This is a genomic window from Streptococcus australis (assembly GCF_015553625.1).
Taxonomy (GTDB): Bacteria; Bacillota; Bacilli; order Lactobacillales; family Streptococcaceae; genus Streptococcus; species Streptococcus australis_B.
Map to the genome: position 1 here is coordinate 199,894 of NZ_JADNGY010000003.1, position 17,683 is coordinate 217,576.

15 protein-coding genes are annotated in these 17,683 nt (G+C 47.1%); 1 reads left to right on the forward strand and 14 read right to left on the reverse strand.

Annotation, left to right across the window (positions count from 1 at the left end; translation table 11 throughout):
- Window positions 1-242: 242 nt before the first annotated feature.
- From I2D56_RS03955 to miaA, 7 genes are read right to left on the reverse strand one after another with little or no spacing between them, the layout of a single operon-like run.
- Window positions 243-647, reverse strand: coding sequence for a GNAT family N-acetyltransferase (locus I2D56_RS03955; RefSeq protein ID WP_195348015.1), 405 nt, complete (start codon window positions 645-647; stop codon window positions 243-245).
- A 1-nt stretch (window position 648) separates the two neighbouring features.
- Window positions 649-1,359, reverse strand: coding sequence for a class I SAM-dependent methyltransferase (locus tag I2D56_RS03960; RefSeq protein ID WP_195348016.1), 711 nt, complete (start codon window positions 1,357-1,359; stop codon window positions 649-651).
- A gap of 10 nt (window positions 1,360-1,369) precedes the next feature.
- The gene (locus I2D56_RS03965) at window positions 1,370-2,125 is read right to left on the reverse strand and encodes an SDR family NAD(P)-dependent oxidoreductase (protein ID WP_195348017.1); all 756 of its coding nucleotides are present in this window, start codon (window positions 2,123-2,125) and stop codon (window positions 1,370-1,372) included.
- Between the two features lies 1 nt (window position 2,126).
- On the reverse strand, window positions 2,127-3,056 hold the full coding sequence (gene rnz / locus I2D56_RS03970) for a ribonuclease Z (RefSeq protein WP_195348018.1): 930 nt from the start codon (window positions 3,054-3,056) through the stop codon (window positions 2,127-2,129).
- 10 nt (window positions 3,057-3,066) lie between these two features.
- Window positions 3,067-3,687 (reverse strand): cystathionine beta-lyase, encoded by a 621-nt coding sequence (locus I2D56_RS03975; RefSeq protein ID WP_195348040.1) that lies wholly within the window; start codon window positions 3,685-3,687, stop codon window positions 3,067-3,069.
- A complete protein-coding gene (gene hflX / locus I2D56_RS03980; RefSeq protein ID WP_195348019.1) occupies window positions 3,671-4,921 on the reverse strand; it encodes a GTPase HflX in 1,251 nt (416 codons plus the stop codon). Before hflX ends, I2D56_RS03975 begins: the two co-directional genes overlap by 17 nt.
- Complete coding sequence (gene miaA, locus I2D56_RS03985; RefSeq protein ID WP_324250350.1) at window positions 4,908-5,798, reverse strand: tRNA (adenosine(37)-N6)-dimethylallyltransferase MiaA; 891 nt, start codon at window positions 5,796-5,798, stop codon at window positions 4,908-4,910. The genes hflX and miaA overlap by 14 nt, the downstream gene beginning before the upstream one ends.
- Before the next feature lie 83 nt (window positions 5,799-5,881).
- Here miaA and I2D56_RS03990 point away from each other — a divergent pair, with 83 nt between their 5' ends.
- Window positions 5,882-6,052: a DUF3042 family protein gene (locus tag I2D56_RS03990; protein ID WP_003002781.1), complete on the forward strand. Its 171-nt coding sequence runs from the start codon at window positions 5,882-5,884 to the stop codon at window positions 6,050-6,052.
- A 42-nt stretch (window positions 6,053-6,094) separates the two neighbouring features.
- On the opposite strand, the gene I2D56_RS03995 is transcribed toward I2D56_RS03990, so the two are convergent.
- From I2D56_RS03995 to I2D56_RS04025, 7 genes are all read right to left on the reverse strand, one after another.
- Complete coding sequence (locus I2D56_RS03995; RefSeq protein WP_195348021.1) at window positions 6,095-6,400, reverse strand: DUF4298 domain-containing protein; 306 nt, start codon at window positions 6,398-6,400, stop codon at window positions 6,095-6,097.
- Window positions 6,401-6,402: 2 nt separating this feature from the next.
- Window positions 6,403-10,080: a helicase-exonuclease AddAB subunit AddA gene (gene addA, locus I2D56_RS04000; protein ID WP_195348022.1), complete on the reverse strand. Its 3,678-nt coding sequence runs from the start codon at window positions 10,078-10,080 to the stop codon at window positions 6,403-6,405.
- Window positions 10,077-13,355, reverse strand: coding sequence for an ATP-dependent nuclease subunit B (gene rexB, locus I2D56_RS04005; protein ID WP_195348023.1), 3,279 nt, complete (start codon window positions 13,353-13,355; stop codon window positions 10,077-10,079). Before rexB ends, addA begins: the two co-directional genes overlap by 4 nt.
- A 410-nt stretch (window positions 13,356-13,765) precedes the next feature.
- Window positions 13,766-14,530, reverse strand: coding sequence for a CPBP family intramembrane glutamic endopeptidase (locus I2D56_RS04010; protein WP_129268932.1), 765 nt, complete (start codon window positions 14,528-14,530; stop codon window positions 13,766-13,768).
- A gap of 285 nt (window positions 14,531-14,815) precedes the next feature.
- On the reverse strand, window positions 14,816-15,490 hold the full coding sequence (locus I2D56_RS04015) for a potassium channel family protein (RefSeq protein WP_195348024.1): 675 nt from the start codon (window positions 15,488-15,490) through the stop codon (window positions 14,816-14,818).
- 9 nt (window positions 15,491-15,499) lie between these two features.
- Complete coding sequence (locus tag I2D56_RS04020) at window positions 15,500-16,882, reverse strand: TrkH family potassium uptake protein (protein WP_195348025.1); 1,383 nt, start codon at window positions 16,880-16,882, stop codon at window positions 15,500-15,502.
- Between the two features lie 31 nt (window positions 16,883-16,913).
- Window positions 16,914-17,678 carry a nucleoside phosphorylase gene (locus I2D56_RS04025; RefSeq protein WP_195348026.1) on the reverse strand — a complete coding sequence of 255 codons (765 nt, stop codon included), beginning with the start codon at window positions 17,676-17,678 and terminating at the stop codon, window positions 16,914-16,916.
- Window positions 17,679-17,683: the final 5 nt, after the last annotated feature.

Below are 17,683 nucleotides of genomic sequence, written 5' to 3' on the forward strand. Positions count from 1 at the left end.
ATTCATTTATCTAGCTCTATTCTACCATTATTTACAAGGAATGTCAGGAAAAACAAGAAAAGAGGCTGGGACAAAAGTCCTAGCCTCTTAATTGTTTTTGGATTGTCGAGCAAGACGCAGTGGTTGAGTGGGCTCTACTACGCTGGTTTCATCAGCTTTTACAGCCCTACTCAACTGTGCGGAGGTGGGACGACGAAATCGAATTCTAACGAATTACCGATTTCTGTCCCACTCTCTCTCCGTCAATTATTATAAATCATCCCTGTACAGGCTTGCTCTGAAAGTTCAACAAAGCCCAGGGATTGGTAAAAGGCAAGATTCTTCTCGCTCCGTTCAGTGGCGAGGAGTCGTTGATAGACATTGGGGAAGGTCGCTAAAGCCTCTTCTAAAAGTTTCCTTCCGATACCTTGGCGCTGGTGATCTGGTCGTACCAGGAGGTCCTGCACAAAAATGACAGAGTGGCCATCACCTACCAAGCGAATGTAGGCGACGAGCTCTTTCTCATCATAGACTCCCAACTGCCAGAGACTGGCTTTAACAGCTTCTTCTAGCATAGCTGGGTTGTTGGTATAATTGGTCCAACCGACCGAGCTGTAGAGTGCGAGTAAGTCTGCCATGACTGGAATCTCTTGTTTGTACTCTAACATCTTAACTCCTTTTTAACCTATAGTGCTGGAAGAAGGCGATATCCCGGTAAGGGGACTTCTGGCAAACAGCCAGCTCCATCTTAAGCATAGACTCTCGCCAGCCTTCTTGGCCCTTGAAGCGATTGTCCTGCAAGGCATAAAAGACACGAATCCCTTGGTAGTCCTGGACTTCGAGGAATAGGTCTTCTACTGCTGCACCGAGATCATAGGCTTGAGCCAAGCCCATAGAGTGGGTTTCCAGATCATGACCAGCTAAGAGATCAAGCGCCTTCTGAGTATCATTTTCAAAGATGACGGTCTGTAGGACGCGACCAACCTCATTGTGCTTGACAATGGAGAGCAGGCCTCCTGGTTTTAAGAGCCGGGTGAATGCCTTGAGGACTGCCTCGCGATTCCCTACATACTCCAGGACATTGTGGCAGAGGATGACATCAAAGCTGGCATCTTCAAGACTTGCTAACTGATCCAGACTTCCAACGACTTGCTGGTAGGGATGGTCCTGGACCCGAAAGGCCACCATTTCCTCATTGGGCTCCACAGCAAGTACTTCATTGTCTTGCGCTAGGTGATTGGCTACAAGGCCAAAACCACTGCCAAAATCAAGGACTCGCTTGCCTTTGATGTCTTTTAATTGTGCAAAAAGGATATCATAATAGATCTGTCCCCAAGGTTGCTGGAGGTTTTCTAAATAGGCTTGGATATTTGCTGCCATCTGGCTCCTCCTATTTGTAATTGAACATCTTGCTGGCTAGCTTGTCCGAGATACGAGGGAAAAGGGTATAGAGCTTGTGGGTCAGGTTCAAGAGCCAAGGCAAATTGAGCTCGCGTTTTAGTTTTCCAAAGTTTTTCACAATCTTCTTAGCCACGAAGTCTGGTTCCAAAATATAACGGTCTACAGCCTTGACATAGCTTCCATCGGGGTCTGCCTGGTCAAAGAAAGTGGTCCGAATAGGGCCTGGATTGACCGTCGTCACATGGACACCAAAGGTCATCAGTTCTAACCGCAGGGCATTAGAGAAGCCAATGGCTGCAAACTTGGTCGCTGAATAAAGGCTGGATTTGGCAGTTGCAACTAACCCCGCCATACTGACGATATTGACGATGTGCCCCTTGCATGTTGCCTTCATGCGGGCACCAATCAAGCGCGAAAGTTGCATGAGGGCAAAGGTATTGACCTCAAACATCTCTCGCACCTGCTGATCAGAAATGCTATCAAAGGCCTCAAAGATCCCATAGCCTGCATTGTTGACTAAGACATCGATCTGTCCATAGCGCTGATAGAGCTCTTCTACCATATCTTGGACAGCTGATGAATCGGTGATATCAAGCCCGATGCATTCAGCCTGAGGATGGTCAGCATAGAGTTGTTCCAGTTTCTCTTGATTTCTCCCTAGGAGAATGAGCCGGTCCTCAGGAAGGAGTTTGACCATTTCCTGAGCCAGGCCTCCACTCGCTCCTGTGATGATGATAGTTCGCATCTTAGATCTCCACTTCTTCCAAGTCCTTGACCACATGGACCTTCTCAAACACAGTCGCAGCATCCTTGCGCAATTGACTGACGTCCTTGGAGAGGAAGCGGGCACTGATATGGTTGAGTAGAAGGCGTTTGGCTCCTGCTTCACGCGCCACTTCTGCCGCCTGCATATTGGTCGAGTGGCCATGCTTACGAGCAATCTTTTCATCGCCCTTGCCATAGGTAGACTCATGCACTAGGACATCTGCATTGACGGCAAGTCTGACGCTGGCATTGGTCTTGCGGGTATCGCCCAAGATGGTGATGATCTTACCAGGTCGAGGGGCTGAGATATAGTCCGCAGCAATGATCTTGGTACCATCTTCCAGGGTAACATCCTGCCCATTTTTGACCTGGCCAAAAAGTGGTCCAAATGGAACACCCGCTGCCTTGAGTTTGTCTGCGTCGAGGGTCCCTTCCAAATCCTTCTGCATGACCCGGTAGCCGACACAGAAAATGGTGTGGTCCAAGGCCTCGGCATAGACCGTGAACTTATCGGTCTCCATGATTTTCCCAAGAGAACCTTCATCGAACTCATGAAAATGAATCTTGTAAGGCAGGCGTGAACCGGAAACTCGAAGGCTGGTCAAGACAAAGGATTTGATCCCAACCGGTCCATAAATCTCTAGATCCGTCTGCTCTTCATTGGCCTGAAAGGCGCGACTAGAGAGGAAACCTGGCAAACCAAAGATATGGTCCCCGTGTAAGTGGGTGATAAAAATCTTGCTGACCTTTCGAGGACGAATGCTGGTTTCTAAGATTTGGTTTTGTGTCCCTTCTCCACAGTCAAAGAGCCAAACTTCATTAATTTCATCCAAAAGTTTGAGGGCTAGACTTGAGACATTACGAGATTTGGACGGCTGTCCCGCACCCGTTCCTAAAAATTGAATTTCCATTGTATTCTTTCTAACTAATATAGATCATAGCAGTCCGATTTTTTGAACGAACGGCGATTTTTCCTGGGTAGGCCCTAGCCAATTGAGCTAATTCGTCCTGGTTGTAGCCAGTCAAGCGGATGCTGCCATCTGCCAGCTCTTCAAATTGAGACAAAGCTGACAATTCCTTGGTCTCCACCACCTCTTGATCCGTAACACGGCGCATCAAGATCAAGCCTTCCTCTTCATAGACCAGGTAGTGAGGAAAGATCTGCGCAATCTCAAACAAGAGGTCCATGCTGATAGCTTCTGCTTGCTGGGCAAAGACTTGAGCCAATCCTTTCTCTCGGTAGCAAAATCCATAGGCCTTGCCAGACAGATTAAGACGGACAAAGGGTTTGTCCTCCTCAAAGCTGGGACTGATCTGATAGAGATCAAAGGCCTCAGTGACTTGTTCATAATAGTCTGTTGCAGCTTCTGGGCTCTTCTTTTGGTAAAGCTCAGCAAAATAGGCATTGATGACACTGGGCGGTGGCGTGATAAACTGGAGCTTTTGCTCTTCTGTCAATCCCGCTAAGACCCGCTCCAAATAGACCTTGTCTAGACTGGTATAGCCTCCATAGCTGAGAGCGATATTAAGATAATCCATGATGATAAAACTCCTCTAGTCTCCATGCATTTTTAGGGGCGATGTAGCCTGTTATGACCTCACCAGTTTCCTCATAGGAACGCTCAGCCAATATGGCAATGGTCTCCAATTCATGGATGCGGTAGGCTTGATCAAAAGGAACCTGAATCGTAAAGGGATGGAAGAGCTCCTGCATCTTTTCAAGTAGAATGTCCTGCAGTTTAGTCCGACTATCGGGATCCTTGGCCGAAACCAGGCGATAAGGTGTCTGAGTCGGAGTAAAGTCCGCGACTTTATCAGCCTTATTGTAGAGAGTCAAGCGTGGAATCTCCAGCATCTCCAAATCCTTCATAATCTGAAGAACCGTCTTCTCATGCTCTTCATGGTTGGGATCAGAGGCATCGATGACATGGACCAAGAGATCCACATTCTTGCTTTCTTCCAGGGTCGACTTAAAACTGGTCACCAACTCTGTCGGCAAGTCCTGAATAAAACCAACTGTATCTGTCAGAGTTACTTGTAGATTGCCTGTTAGATGGATGCTCTTGGTGGTGGCATCCAAGGTCGCAAAGAGTTCATCTGCCTCGTATTGGGTCTTACTGGTCAAGGCATTCATAATGGTTGATTTGCCGGCATTGGTATAGCCAATCAAGCCAATCTTAAAGATGGGGGATTCTAGGCGTTTTTCCCGGACCACTTCACGGTTCTTTTCGACCACCTTGAGTTGACGCTCGATATCGGTGATTTGATTGCGGACACTCCGGCGGTTTAACTCCAGCTGACTTTCCCCTGGGCCACGGGAACCAATCCCTCCAGCCTGTCGGCTGAGCATAATCCCTTGACCCACAAGACGAGGCAAAAGGTACTTGAGTTGGGCCAGATGAACCTGGAGTTTGCCTTCATGGCTCCGAGCCCGCATGGCAAATATATCCAAGATGAGTTGCATCCGGTCGATAACCTTTACACCCAAAATTTCTTCTAAATTCACATTTTGTCGTGGGGTCAAACGGTTGTTAACGACAACTGTCGAAACCTCATCAGCATCAACCATTTGAGCAATTTCTTCTAGCTTTCCGGAGCCAACGAAGGTCTTACTGTCGTACTTCTCTCTCTTCTGAGTGTAGACACCGACTACTTCAGCTCCGGCTGTCTTGGCTAGACTGGCCAACTCCTCCATGGACATGTCAAAGTTTTCCATGTCTTGGAGTTCGACCCCGACAATGAGGACCCGCTCCTGTTTTTTCTCAGTTTCTATCATTTAAAAATCTTTCTATATCTTGAAGAACCCGCTCCTTGAAGCCTTCTTCTCCTATCTGGTAAAAATGGACCGTCATCCGATTGCGGAACCAGGTCAACTGGCGCTTGGCAAAGCGGCGCGTGTTTTGCTTGAGCTGCTCTAGAGCCTCTTCTAAACTTTGCTCTCCCTTAAAATAAGGAAAGAGCTCCTTGTAGCCAATCCCCTTAGCCGCCTGAACCTCAGGATGGTTATCATAGAGCCATTTAGCTTCTTCTAACAAGCCTTGCTCAACCATGAGATCCACCCGTCGGTTAATGCGGTCATACAAGGCTTGGCGATCATCGTCTAGACAGATCATATAGGTCTCATAGGCTGGAGCTTGATTTTCCAAGTCCTGACCGAAATGGGCGATCTCCAAAGCCCGCATGGCCCGTCTACGATTGATCTGCGGAATCTCTATTCCTTCTTTCGCTGCTAGCTCAAACAGTTCTTCGTCCGTAAGAGGAGACAAGGACTCCCGATAGGCTAGGATATCTTCGTGGGCAACGTCCCCTCCTAGATGATAACCTTCTAGGAGACTTTGGACATAGAGACCTGTCCCTCCAGCAATAATGGGGAGATGGCCCCGTTCTTGAATCTCCTCGATGGCTTGGCTGGTTTCTTTGACAAAATCATAAGCCGAGTAGGTCTCTGTCACCTCACGGACATCGATCAGATGGTGGGGAGCCGCCGCCTGCTCTTCTGGACTAGCCTTGGCTGTCCCAATATCTAGTGTGCGGTAGACTTGCTGACTGTCCCCACTGATGACCTCGCCCTGAAAGCGCTGGGCCACCTCGATAGCAAGGGCTGTTTTTCCAACAGCGGTCGGCCCCACTATCACAATTATCTTGTTTTTCATCGTTTTTCCTTGCAAAAATCGCATTTTTTCGTTACCATATATTATAACATAAAAATTTAAAGTTCTAAAAAGGAGAAATTCTCATGGCTAAAGGATTTGGTAAAGGTTTTGTTACTGGTGTTGCTGGTACTGTCGCTGCTGTAGCAGGTGCAGTTTATACTTTCAAGAAGAAAGTCATCGAGCCAGAAGAACAAAAAGCAGCTTTCATCGAAGAAAATCGTAAAAAAGCAGCACGTCGTCGTGTATCACACTAATCAGTCAAAAAAGCTCCGGAAAACCGGAGCTTTTTTGTGTTCTTATCGTTCTTTTAACATCTTGGTCGCAAGGTCTAACATCTCCACTGCCTTTTGGTAATGCTCGTCCAACAAATCGTAGACGGCATCTTCGGATAAGACACCACAGTAGACCTCTTCAGGAAAGTCTGGCTGATTAGACAGTTCGACATCCTCCATATAGACCTGGCTAGTGTAGTAATCGCGAAGGGCGATATAGCTAGACTGGCCTGCTTCTACTCGTCGCAAACATGCTTCAAGTTCTTCGATTAAGCCTTTGTAGACGTTGAGATGGCCTTCCATCTCTTGGATTCGTTCGATAGGAGTCATGATTAATCCTTTCTATCTGCTAGAGAAACGACTTGCAATTGCTCGCCTCCTAGTAAGATTAAATACGATTCGATGTTGTCTATACCATACGAGCGGCGGAGGGCTTCTGCGTAGAGTTCCAGTTGGGCTTGGTAGCGATCTAGCAAGTCCTGAGGATTGCGGTAGCGGTCTGTCTTGTAGTCAAAGAGAAGAATCCGATCTTCTAGAAGCAGGTAGCCGTCCAAGATCCCCCGGACTACAAAGTCCTGGCCACTGGTTGGATCCGTCTTGAGCATAGCAAATGGGGCTTCACGATGGACTTTCCCAGACTCCTTGAGCAAGAGTTGGCCCAAGTCAGTCTGGAAGAAAGCTAAGATCTTCTTGAGGTCGATTCGCTCCTTGACAGCTGGGCTGGCATTGACCTCTTGGAGAACCATTGTTAAACTCTCCATCGTTGGAACTGTCGTCAATGGAATTCGTTGCATTAGTTCATGGAGGGCACTGCCGACTGCTGCCCCTGTCACAGCTTCTTCTTTGCCAAAGGTTGGAAACTCAAAGCTTGGTAATGGGACGTCCGCTTTTTCCATGAGATCCACTCCTTCGATATCTTGGATGGGTTCATAGAATTTTTTGATTTGACTTGGGGTCCGCACACTAGGGAGTTGGATAGCTGCTTGGTACTGGGTGTTGAGCCGGTCTACAGATTCTAAGACATCTAAGGCACGGCGAATCTCTTCTGATTGGCGGTTGTCCTTCAGTTCATCGACTGGGAGGGACGTCTTCAACTCCAAGTGACCGATTTGCTCCGGCGTCAAGTCTTGGTCGGTCACAAAATGAGTCTGATAGGCTAAGTGTTGCTGGGCAAAGACTGCCTGAATGGCATAGAGCCAGTCTTGGAAACAATTGATTTCCTTGCGAAGAGTTGGGCTCAAGCGTCCATTGACACTGGCTCCCCATTTTCTCTCTTCCAGCTTATCCTGCCGGCCCTTACCGACAAGATAGAGCTTGCGCTCTGCTCGAGTCATAGCGACATAGAGAAGGCGCATCTGCTCCGACAAGGCTGCCAGACGAATTTCCTCGACATTTCGCTGGTAAGGCAGGGTCTCAATGACCAATCGAACCGCCTCAGGAAGTCCCTCTTGATCAGACTCGACAGGAAGATTCGCAATATACTTGATGCCCACCCCATTTTTCCGACTGATAACTGCATTGGTAGACAGTTCTTTGCCGACAAACTTTTTATCGGTATTGAGGATAAAGACGTAGGGGAACTCAAGTCCTTTGCTCTTATGGATGGTCATGAGTTGGACAGCATCCTTAGGAACTGCCTGGGCAACATTGGCCAAGTCGTGCTGGTTTTCCAAGATCTTATCAATCATGGAGATAAAGCGAGGCAATCCCTTGAAACTAGAACTTTCGAAGTCATTTGCCCGAAGGGTCAAGGCATAGAGATTGGCCTGCCGTTGGGCACCATTTGGCAGGGCACCCACATAATCATAGTAGTGGCGATCCTGGTAAATCTTCCAAAGCAGGTCATAGAGAGAATGCGTCTGGGCATAGTCACGCCAGGCATCCAGTGTCTCCATAAAGCGAGTGAGTTTCTCTCTTAAGCTTGAATCGATCAACTGAGGAGCACTTCCAGTCTGGTCTAAGGCATGTTGCAGTCTTTCATAGAGATTTTCTGCTTTTTTGCCTTCAACTCCCTGTAAAGCTAAACGAGCTAACTGGTCCTCGTCAAATTCAAACATGGCTGATTTCATGAGAGCCACCAAGGGATAGTCCTGTAAGGGATTGTTAATGGTCCGGAGGGTATCCAAGAGGACCATGACCTCAACGGACTGAAGGTAGTTTTCCTCTCCCCCGTCCGCAACGATAGGAATCTGATAGGCTTCAAAGGCTGAAAGTACCTTGTCGTTACGGGTCCGTGAAGCCGTCAAAAGCGTGATATCTTTGAAGTTTACCCCTTCTTCATTGTGAAGGCGGATGATCTCCTTGATGACCAAAAGGACTTCACCTGAAGATAGGCTATCCCCTTCTTGCTTCTCTTCTTCACTTGTTTCAGCTGCGTCCTGACTGCCATCATAGAGCAGGAACTCCGTCTCATAAGCTGGCGTCGGCTCTTTCTTCTCCGGATTTCCCGCAATCAAGCGGTGGCTCTGGTCATAGAGAATCTCTCCAACTTCCTCATCCATGAGGCGTTCAAAGACATGGTTGGTCGCTTCTAAGACCTCTACATGGCTCCGGAAATTCTCTTTGAGCAGGATCAATTCGCCATCTGCCCCTTCTTCTTGGTAGGCCTTAAACTTGTCATTAAAAATCTGAGGATCCGCCTGACGGAAGCGGTAGATAGACTGCTTGATATCTCCCACCATGAAGCGGTTGTGGCCATTAGACAAGAGCTCCAACATCCGCTCTTGAGTGTGGTTGGTATCTTGGTACTCATCGACCATGACCTCGTGGTAGCGCTCCTGATAGAGACTGCGGATATGAGGAAATTCTTCAAGAATCTGGATGGCAAAATGGCTGATGTCGCCAAATTCAAAGGTATTTTCCTGCTTCTTGCGTTCCAAATATGCAATCGAGAAAGCTTGGACAAAATCCCTGAGCAAGACTAGCAAAGGCAAGGGTTCATCCTTGAAGCGAATCTGATAGGTTAGTTGGTAGTGCTGGGAGGCTGCTGCGCGCAAGGCTTCGATGCGTTCTTTGCGTTCGTCATTAAAGGCAGTAGCTAACTCTTTCAGGTCTTCTTTTCGTGTCGTGATGGTCAGACTTCGTCCTCCGCTGGCACGGGAGATTAAGACCACCCGCTCCAAGACCTCAAAAATCGCTTCCTGGCTGGGTTTCTCATTGAGACTAGCAATCAAGTCTTGAATAGCGGTGACATTTTCTTGGTACTTGGCTCCTGAAAATGCTTGTCCTTCATTTGCCAGATGGAAAGTAAAGAACGATTCCAATTCAAAGAGTTGCTCTTTTACCTCTTGGGCTAACTGGTCCAAGGCTTCATCATAGTCCAGATCCTCATAGCCTTTGAGGAAGGACTCCTTCAACCAGATGAGAGGATCCGCAGTGGATTGGAGGAAGTCTACTAGTGCATAAACCTGCTCCTTAAAGCCAGCTAGCGACTTGCCCTTTCCTGTAAAGTTCTTAACTAGACGACTAAAGAGGCGGTCAGGCCCTTGCTCCTCATAAAAGCGCTCAAAGACTTGTTCAAAACAGTCATTCTTGAGTAAGGACTGCTCGCTCGCACTTTGAAGGATGCGGAAAGTCCGCGAGAGGCCTAATAAATAGCCGTATTTGGAGACCAGTCGCTGCGTGAAGGCATCCATGGTCCCGATATCACTAGTTGGTAATTCTGCGATTTGTTGAGCCAAGTGGCGCATGAGCTCCTCATCCTTGGTAGACTTGAGGCTCTTCTCCAACTCCTTTTCTAAGCGTTCCTTGAGCTCAGTTGCTGCCTTAACCGTAAAGGTCGAGATAAACAATTGCTGGATGGAAACCCCTCGGTGCAATTGATCCAGGATCCGTTGGACCATGACAAAGGTCTTCCCAGAACCAGCCGAAGCTGATACTAGGATATTGGTTCCTGACGAATAGATGGCTTCTATTTGCTCAGGGGTCCGTTTTTGTTCCTTGTCAGACAGGGCCTCCTGGATTTGGAGGTCTTGAATCTGACTGTGACTTAAAAATTCAATTGGTTTCATTGATTCAATTCCTCCTTCATTTTTTCTATCCAGGCCTGACGGAGCTTGTCACCGACTGGGCGTTTGTCATACTGACTTAGGTCCAGTTTCTTCAAGAAACGGGCTTGTCCTAGGTGGCGATTGGCTTCAAATCCCGTAATCGATTTATATTGTTCTACATACGGAGCAATGCTTCGACCATTTTCAGTATAAGGGTTGATAGCAAAGTCACCCGACAAGATACCTTCGGCTGCTTGTTGATAGAGATGGGCATTGTAGAGCAAGAGCAGATCTAGCTCCTCTTGACTCAGCAACATGGCCTTGTTTTTCTCATAGCTCTCCCCTAATTGACTGGCTTGGTCTGCCAAGAAGAGCCCCTTGTATTGTTGGGATTTTAGAACCGCTTGGACAGCATCTTCGACCGCCTTGGTATCCTTGAGAGGCACCAAAGGATCCGTCATCTGCAAATACATGGCACCGAAAATCCCCTTGTCAGGATCAAACGCCTGAAAGTCTTTGATAGCAGATAGATAAGTTGGCAACTGGGAGTTGAGGCCATTATAGAACTTCTCAAAGTTAAACTTAGTCTCACTGGACTTATAGTCCACCACTCCCAAGGCCCCTGTCTCAGACAGCCGATCAATCCTATCAACCTTGCCCTTGACCAAGAGCGGACGACCATCTTCTAAGGTTAAGAAGGGGCGATCTTCTCGGCCGAAGAGAGCTTCCTCTCCAATGGTTTCAATACTGTCATTGTGGGCGAGGACACGACCAGTCGCCCGAGCTGTATCCAGGAGCAATTCTTTTGAAAAAGCGGCCATAGCATTCTCCTGATAAAGGAGGGCAAACTCTGTCTCCTGGCTGGTTTCGCGAATGGCCTTGTGCAAGCGCTCATCAAAATCTCCTTCTGAAGGATCTTTCAGCACCCGTTCAAAAATACGGTGCAAGAAATTCCCATGGCTTCTCGCGTCTGGGCGCAAGTGCCACTCCTCCTGCAAACCTAGGACATAGTGAAGATAATAGCTATATTGGTTTTGGTAGTAGGTGTTGAGAGCTGAGGCAGATAAAGACAGAGCCTGCCCTTTTGGATAAAGGACTTCCAGCGTCTCATCCTCTAAGACCTTGGTCGTCAAGCTGTGGCTGATTTGCGGGATATGCAAGCCTTCTGAAGCTAATTTCTTCCGAAGAATGCGAATGGCAACTGCCCAGAAGGTCGCTTCTTCCTTGCTCAACTCCTGGTCAATTTCTCCCTGGTGCAATTCAATCAGTCGAGCTAAGAGGGCCTGGTAAGACCCCATATCTTCACTAGAGGCCCTTGCCTTCTTCTCAATGACGGGTAGAGCAAGCGGTGCCTTGGTCAGCTCGAACAAGTAAGGGGACATCTTATCGTCCACCTCATTGACAAGAATAGGGCTGGATAAGACCAGCTGTTTGGTGGCCGCATTGAAGAGAGATAGGGCGACGAAGCGATTCTTCCGTAAGTTGTCCTGACTGGCAATTTGGAGATTAGCCTGTTGGTCTGAAGCTTGGTTCAGGACCTGACGCTCCTCATCCGTCAGCAAGGATTGGTCCTTGGCAATCTTAGGGAAACGCTCCTGGGTCAAGCCAATGGCATAGACATAAGGAGCTGATAAGGGCTCAATCAAATCATAGGACTGGACTGTCACCACATCGACAGTCGCAGGGACCGTTCGATAACTTGCCAACAAGATCCCTGACAAGAGAAGGCTAAGAAAATCATCTAAGGTCACCTTGATTTGATCAAAGACCTGGGCAAATTGTTCTAGCACATGGCTAAAGGACTTCCATACCTGGTCATAGCGTTCCATTTCCTGTTCAGAGCCACGACTGGCTAACTGTTGCATGTTTTGCGCCAACTGGGCATCTTGACAAAACTGGGCAAACTTTTTCAGTAGCCCCTGGCTGGTCTGGCTCTTGGTCTTATAAAATTCCTGCAAGGGACTGATGACCTGCTGGCGAATCTGGTTGAGACGCTCTAGGTCAAATTTGTCATGGTGATTGGCTGTAAAGTCACGAGAAAAGGCAGCTAAACCCTTGATTTCTGCAAAGCGAACATATTGTTCAAAATGGTCGATGTCCTCTCGCGTTAGCGCCCCATAGAGCCCCGTCTTCAAGAGATTGACCACATCCTCGGTCAAAAACCGATAGCGACGAAGACGGTCCAAGGATTCCACCCATTGGACCAGGGGATGCTGGGACATGGACTCACTCTTTCCAAGATAAAAGGGAATCTGGTACTGGTCAAAGATGGTTTTGAGCTGGAGCTGATAAGCATCCACATCCCCCAAGAGGACTCGAATATCTTTGTAACGAGCTCCCTCATACAGACGCTGGCGAATGGAGCGGGCTACAGCCTCTAATTCTTCCTTTTGATGGTTACAGGTCCAAATCTCTACTGCTTCTCGATCTTGATCAAACAGCTCACCCTCTACCTCTGTAAAGTCATAACGAGCTTCCAAGATCCGCGTCATACGACTAAAGGCATCCTCTTTTCCTTGACCGACATAGCTTGGCGTGACCTGGTAGGTCCTAGCCAAGTCTAGCAGGAAGTCGACACTTGCCTGGTAGAGATTGCCCTCACGAAAGCTCGAGCGATAGGCTTTCTCACTGGCGTATGCCCCAATAATGATCTCGACGCCCTTGTCGTGCAGTAAATGAACCAGGTAGTCCTCCTCGGCTGAGAAACGCGTAAAACCGTCAATTACTAGGGCCAAGTCTTTCAACTCCTCATCCAAATCTCCCTTGATAAGATGAGAGGCAAAACTAGCCAACTTAGACTCAGACTCAAAAGAACCTGCAACTAACTGGTCTTGAACAGCCTTCAAGATATGGATCAAGTCTTCTCTCTTCTCCTGATCTGGCAAGGCATCCAAGTCGGATGCTGTCATCTGGGCTGTCTGCAACTCATGAAAGAGCTGGATCAATTGTTGGATAAACTGGGGATCCTTCTTAAGACGGGCATAAACCTTGAGCTCTTCATCCGGCATCTGAGAAAGCACCTTAAAAAAGAGCATGCCAAGACCGATATCATCGAGCGACTGCTGCTGGTGACTTTCATTGAGTGTAAAATAGCGTGCCATCTGAGCAAAGCGCGTAATGGTGATGGCAAAAGAAGCCTTCTGGTCTATGAGTTGCAAGACTTTGTGCTCCTTCTCAAAAGACAGGGAGTTGGGCGCGATATAAAAGACCCGCTTCCCTTCTTCAACCAAGCGATTAGCTTCATCCACCAAGACCTGGGTTAAAGGCGTTCGAATATCTGTATAGACTAATTTCATAATGTTAGGATTCCTGTAAAATGATAGTTCTATTATACCATCTTTGCGCCTTTTCTACAGGGATTTTCCTAGAGTTCTGGCAAGTCAAAGCAGATAAAAAACTGGACAAAACGTCCAGTTTTAAAATTTATACCAACTATTTTTTACATAAAATGGTTAGATAATTTTTTTATAAAAGTCTTTCTATATTTTTGAGTCTTTTTAACAGAAAAAAAACTTTCCGCCGTGAGAAAAGTGCCTGAAACGCAATTGTTTCAGGCACACGGAATTATTGAGACCTTAGGCTCAATAATTAGTCATGGAACTTCTACGAAGTTCGCTGACGTCCGTACTCACCTAAGGAAAGATTTTCATAAGACTTTATCTTAAATATGAAATTGGACAAACAGTCCAGTTTTTTAACTATGTTATTAGCTTCCCCAATTGATCAAAAGATAGAGTATGCTAGAGCCAAACATATCGGCCAAAGCATGCATGAGGAAGAATGGCAAAAGATTTTTGATCACCTTCTTGTAGAGGAAATAGTAGAAGAGTCCATAGATAACTCCGATGACCACTGCCCAAAGCAAACCTTGGTAGGTATGGAAGGAGATCCGAATCAAGATTGAATAAGCCAGTGCCCACCACTTGTACTTGTCATTAACAGATGTCATGACTCCTAAGAAGAAGAACTCTTCGTAGAAACCATTCAGCAAGGCATAAGCAATCGCCATGGGACTAAGCGCTAAGAACTTGTGAATAATCTGCATGGGATCGATATAAGGAAGGAGATTGATATTGAAGTAATCGTACTCTCCACTCACCGTTGTCACGATATCCCCAAACAGACCAACAATGGCAAAGATCAAAGGTACCCAAAAGAGGACGGACCATTTAAATCGAATTGGAAGCTGTTTAAAATCGAAATTCCTGAGCAGCAAGTAAGCCAAGGCAAGGGCTAATAAGATAATCTGTAAAGTAAAGTTACTGGAGTAGGCTGCCCCATCCGTTGCTGTATTGGTAGCTGTCTCCGTGGCTGTGCTAACGGTTTGCGCAACTGGTTGAAGACTGGCAAGGAAGAGTTCTGTAGACCAGACAATAAACTGCCCAAACATGATCGCAGTCAAAATAGCGATATCATACCATTTGAGCTCTTTTAATGGCTTTTCAGGTCGTATAAATTTAAGAATGTTCATCATTCATCCTTCTATTCCCATAATGGAAGTGTTTTTGATAGTTCTACTATAAAAGAATATGCTTAAAGAAACTTTAATTCTTAGTTAGTAATAAAATACTATTAGTAAAGAGGCTGTGACAAAAGTCCGGCCTCTCAATTGTCTTTGGATTGTCAATCAAGACGCAGTGGTTGAGTGGGCTCTACTACGCTGATTTCATCAGCTTTTACAGCCCTACTCAACTGTGCGGAGGTGGGACGACGAAATCGAATTCAAACGAATGACCGATTTCTGTCCCACTCTCTCTCAGTTTGTTTCCTCTAAGAGGTCTTGGATTCTATCCAGATACTGGTTGTCTGTCACCGCCATCACGCGCACCCCTTCTGGCCAGATAAAGTCGGGACCAATCTGACTTCGCAAAGGCTGGTCTTCCGCATCTCGATAGCCAATAATATTGAGTTGATATTGGTCTCTGATTTCCAAGTCTCGGATGCTTTTTCCTACCCAGCTAGCTGGAACCGTAAACTCGACCACCACCACTTCTTCATCCAACTGGAAAACTTCAATCCCATGTTGGAAGAGAATCATCTTAGCTAGGGACATTCCCGCTTCCACCTCTGGTAGGATGACCAAATCAGCCCCAATCTTCTCAAGGACTTCCTTGGTCACTTCATTCTTGACCTTGGCAATGACGTGCTCGACGCCCAATGCCTTACAGTGCATGACCGCCAGCACACTGGACTCCAAGTTTTCTCCCGTCGCGATCACGACTGTGTCACAGGTACCGATATCAGCCGCATCCAAGAGGTCCATTTCTGTAATGTCTCCAACAATTCCAGTCGTAATCATGGATTCATATTGGTTGATCACATCTGCGTGATCATCAATTGCAATAATATCCACATCCTGATCCTGTAAGGTTTTCAGGACACTCTGTCCAAAAATTCCTAATCCTAAAATTCCAATGGTTCGATTCGCCATAAGTTTCTCCTATCCAATAATGATGTCTGCCTTGGCATACTGCAAGGTATCTGCTTTCTTGGCTTGGTAATTGTTCAAGCTAACCATGAGGGTCAAAGGACCAATCCGTCCGATAAACATAAGGACCATGATAATGCCTAATCCCGCTCCATTTAAGGTCGAGGTCACATTGGCGGTCACTCCCACTGTCGCTAGAGCGGATACAACCTCAAAGACCAAATAAATAAAGCGTTGGCCATCCGGCGTCACTAAACAGATTCCTAATAGCCCCACTAAGAAGGTCAACTGGAAAATCATCGCCGTCCCAAAGGAACGTTGAACAATGTCTGGTGAAATCGTACGTTTTCCTAAATTGGTATGTGGTAGCCCCAATAGTTCCTTCCGAGCCAGGAGCAAGAGGACCAGGAAGGTGGTGATCTTCATGCCCCCTGCTGTCCCGCCTGGTGCTCCACCTAAAAACATCTGCAAGAGATAGACGAAGAGCGTCACTGGTCGGACTGCTGTATAATCTAAGGAAGCAAAACCAGCTGTCCGCATGCTGACGGTTTGGAAAAAGCTGACTAAAATTTTCTCTCCCAAGGGGAGGGCCCCAATGGTTGCCGGATTATCAAACTCGGTCAAGAGACTGGTTACTGTCCCAAAGAGGAGGATTGCAGCTGTTAACCAGAGAACCACCTTGGTATGGAAGCGAAGAGTCCGCCGTCCTGATTGGTTACGGGCCTTGGTAGCGAGGTCAAACCAAACCATAAAGCCCAAGCCCCCAGTAATAATAAGGGCAGACAAGGTCAGATTCACCAGCCAATCGGTCTGGAAACTCATCATACTATCGCCCCCAAAATTATCAAAGCCTGCATTACAAAAAGCTGAAATCGCGACAAAGATGGAGTTAAAGATTCCATGCCCCCAGCCGAAGCGAGGAATGAAGCGAATCATGAGGAGCAAGGCCCCCAGTCCTTCGATGGTAAAGGTGGTTATGAAAATAGAACGGACAAAACGGGCCAAGCTCTGGTTATTGCTAAAGCTAAAGCTGTCCCGAATGGTCTGTCGGTCCTTGTAGCTGAGCTTTTGACGACTTTCCATAAAGAAGAGACCGATAAAGGTCAAGATCCCCAGGCCACCAATCTGAATCAAGAGCATACAGATCAACTGCCCCCAGGCATTGTAGGTCGAGGCTACTGACTGGGTAAAGAGGCCCGTCACACAGACCATGGAGACTGCTGTAAAAAGGTGGTCGACATAACCTGCTTTTGAGCTTGCTTGCTGGACAAAAGGCAGACTCAATAAGAGGGAGCCAATTAAGATAACCAAGAAAAAGCTGAAAAAGAGCCTCCTTGCTGGAGATAGACTTTTCATCTTGGACTGCCATTGTTTTAAAAATAATTTGACTAACATAGCTTCATTGTACCATAAAAAGAGAATAGACCTACAAGTGAAGAACCATTTCTAGGCACAATTCTAAGGCTTTATCGAATGCTTCAGATCCCCAGTCACGCTGGTCATAATTTTCCAGGTCTGCAAGAGAATCTGCGGTAAATAGGAGCAAGCCCCAAACCGCATCACGAAGCTGGGCTACTGCTGCCAGTGAGGCGCACTCCATCTCCACCACACTACACCCTTCTTCAATGCGATAGGCCACCTTGTCAGGCGTTTCTCGATAAAAGCCGTCTGTCGACCAGGTCATCACTTCTTGGTAGGGAATGGACTCTTGTTTTAGGACCCTTTCAATGGCAGTCAGTGCTCGACGATCTACTTCTATATAACGAGAAGGTGCTACATAATGGTAACTGGCTCCCTCATCTCGCAAAGCCTTGGTCGGGATTAAAAAGGCATTTTCTTCCATGTCCACCAAGACGCCACAGCTTCCTGCCGAAATGATCTTCTTCACCCCATAGCCGATCAACCAATCCATGAATTGGGCTGCTGCTGCAGATCCAACTGGCGCTTGAGCCAAGCAGATTTCCTCTCCTTGGTGCTCCATGACATAAACCGGATAGGTCTTGGTAGCTGAGACAAAGCTAGCTACTTGTTTGGCTCCAGCAACTTTGGCAAAGCGGTCAATCTCATCCTCTAAGAAAGCATAGATGCATTTTTCAGGCAGGTGTAGATCAAGCCCCTCATGGGTCGGCATAATAACTGCCTGTGGATTGTCGTCAAACTCTAAAATAGGAATTTCATGTTTATGGATCATTTGTT

Bases quoted from the DNA above. Each gene is read 5' to 3' on its own strand.
- I2D56_RS03955 (WP_195348015.1), bottom strand. From the start codon at position 647: ATGTTAGAGTACAAACAAGAGATTCCAGTCATGGCAGACTTACTCGCA.
- I2D56_RS03960 (WP_195348016.1), bottom strand. From the start codon at position 1,359: ATGGCAGCAAATATCCAAGCCTATTTAGAAAACCTCCAGCAACCTTGG.
- I2D56_RS03965 (WP_195348017.1), bottom strand. From the start codon at position 2,125: ATGCGAACTATCATCATCACAGGAGCGAGTGGAGGCCTGGCTCAGGAA.
- rnz (WP_195348018.1), bottom strand. From the start codon at position 3,056: ATGGAAATTCAATTTTTAGGAACGGGTGCGGGACAGCCGTCCAAATCT.
- hflX (WP_195348019.1), bottom strand. From the start codon at position 4,921: ATGATAGAAACTGAGAAAAAACAGGAGCGGGTCCTCATTGTCGGGGTC.
- miaA (WP_324250350.1), bottom strand. From the start codon at position 5,798: ATGAAAAACAAGATAATTGTGATAGTGGGGCCGACCGCTGTTGGAAAA.
- I2D56_RS03990 (WP_003002781.1), top strand. From the start codon at position 5,882: ATGGCTAAAGGATTTGGTAAAGGTTTTGTTACTGGTGTTGCTGGTACT.
- I2D56_RS03995 (WP_195348021.1), bottom strand. From the start codon at position 6,400: ATGACTCCTATCGAACGAATCCAAGAGATGGAAGGCCATCTCAACGTC.
- addA (WP_195348022.1), bottom strand. From the start codon at position 10,080: ATGAAACCAATTGAATTTTTAAGTCACAGTCAGATTCAAGACCTCCAA.
- rexB (WP_195348023.1), bottom strand. From the start codon at position 13,355: ATGAAATTAGTCTATACAGATATTCGAACGCCTTTAACCCAGGTCTTG.
- I2D56_RS04010 (WP_129268932.1), bottom strand. From the start codon at position 14,530: ATGAACATTCTTAAATTTATACGACCTGAAAAGCCATTAAAAGAGCTC.
- I2D56_RS04015 (WP_195348024.1), bottom strand. From the start codon at position 15,490: ATGGCGAATCGAACCATTGGAATTTTAGGATTAGGAATTTTTGGACAG.
- I2D56_RS04020 (WP_195348025.1), bottom strand. From the start codon at position 16,882: ATGTTAGTCAAATTATTTTTAAAACAATGGCAGTCCAAGATGAAAAGT.
- I2D56_RS04025 (WP_195348026.1), bottom strand. From the start codon at position 17,678: ATGATCCATAAACATGAAATTCCTATTTTAGAGTTTGACGACAATCCA.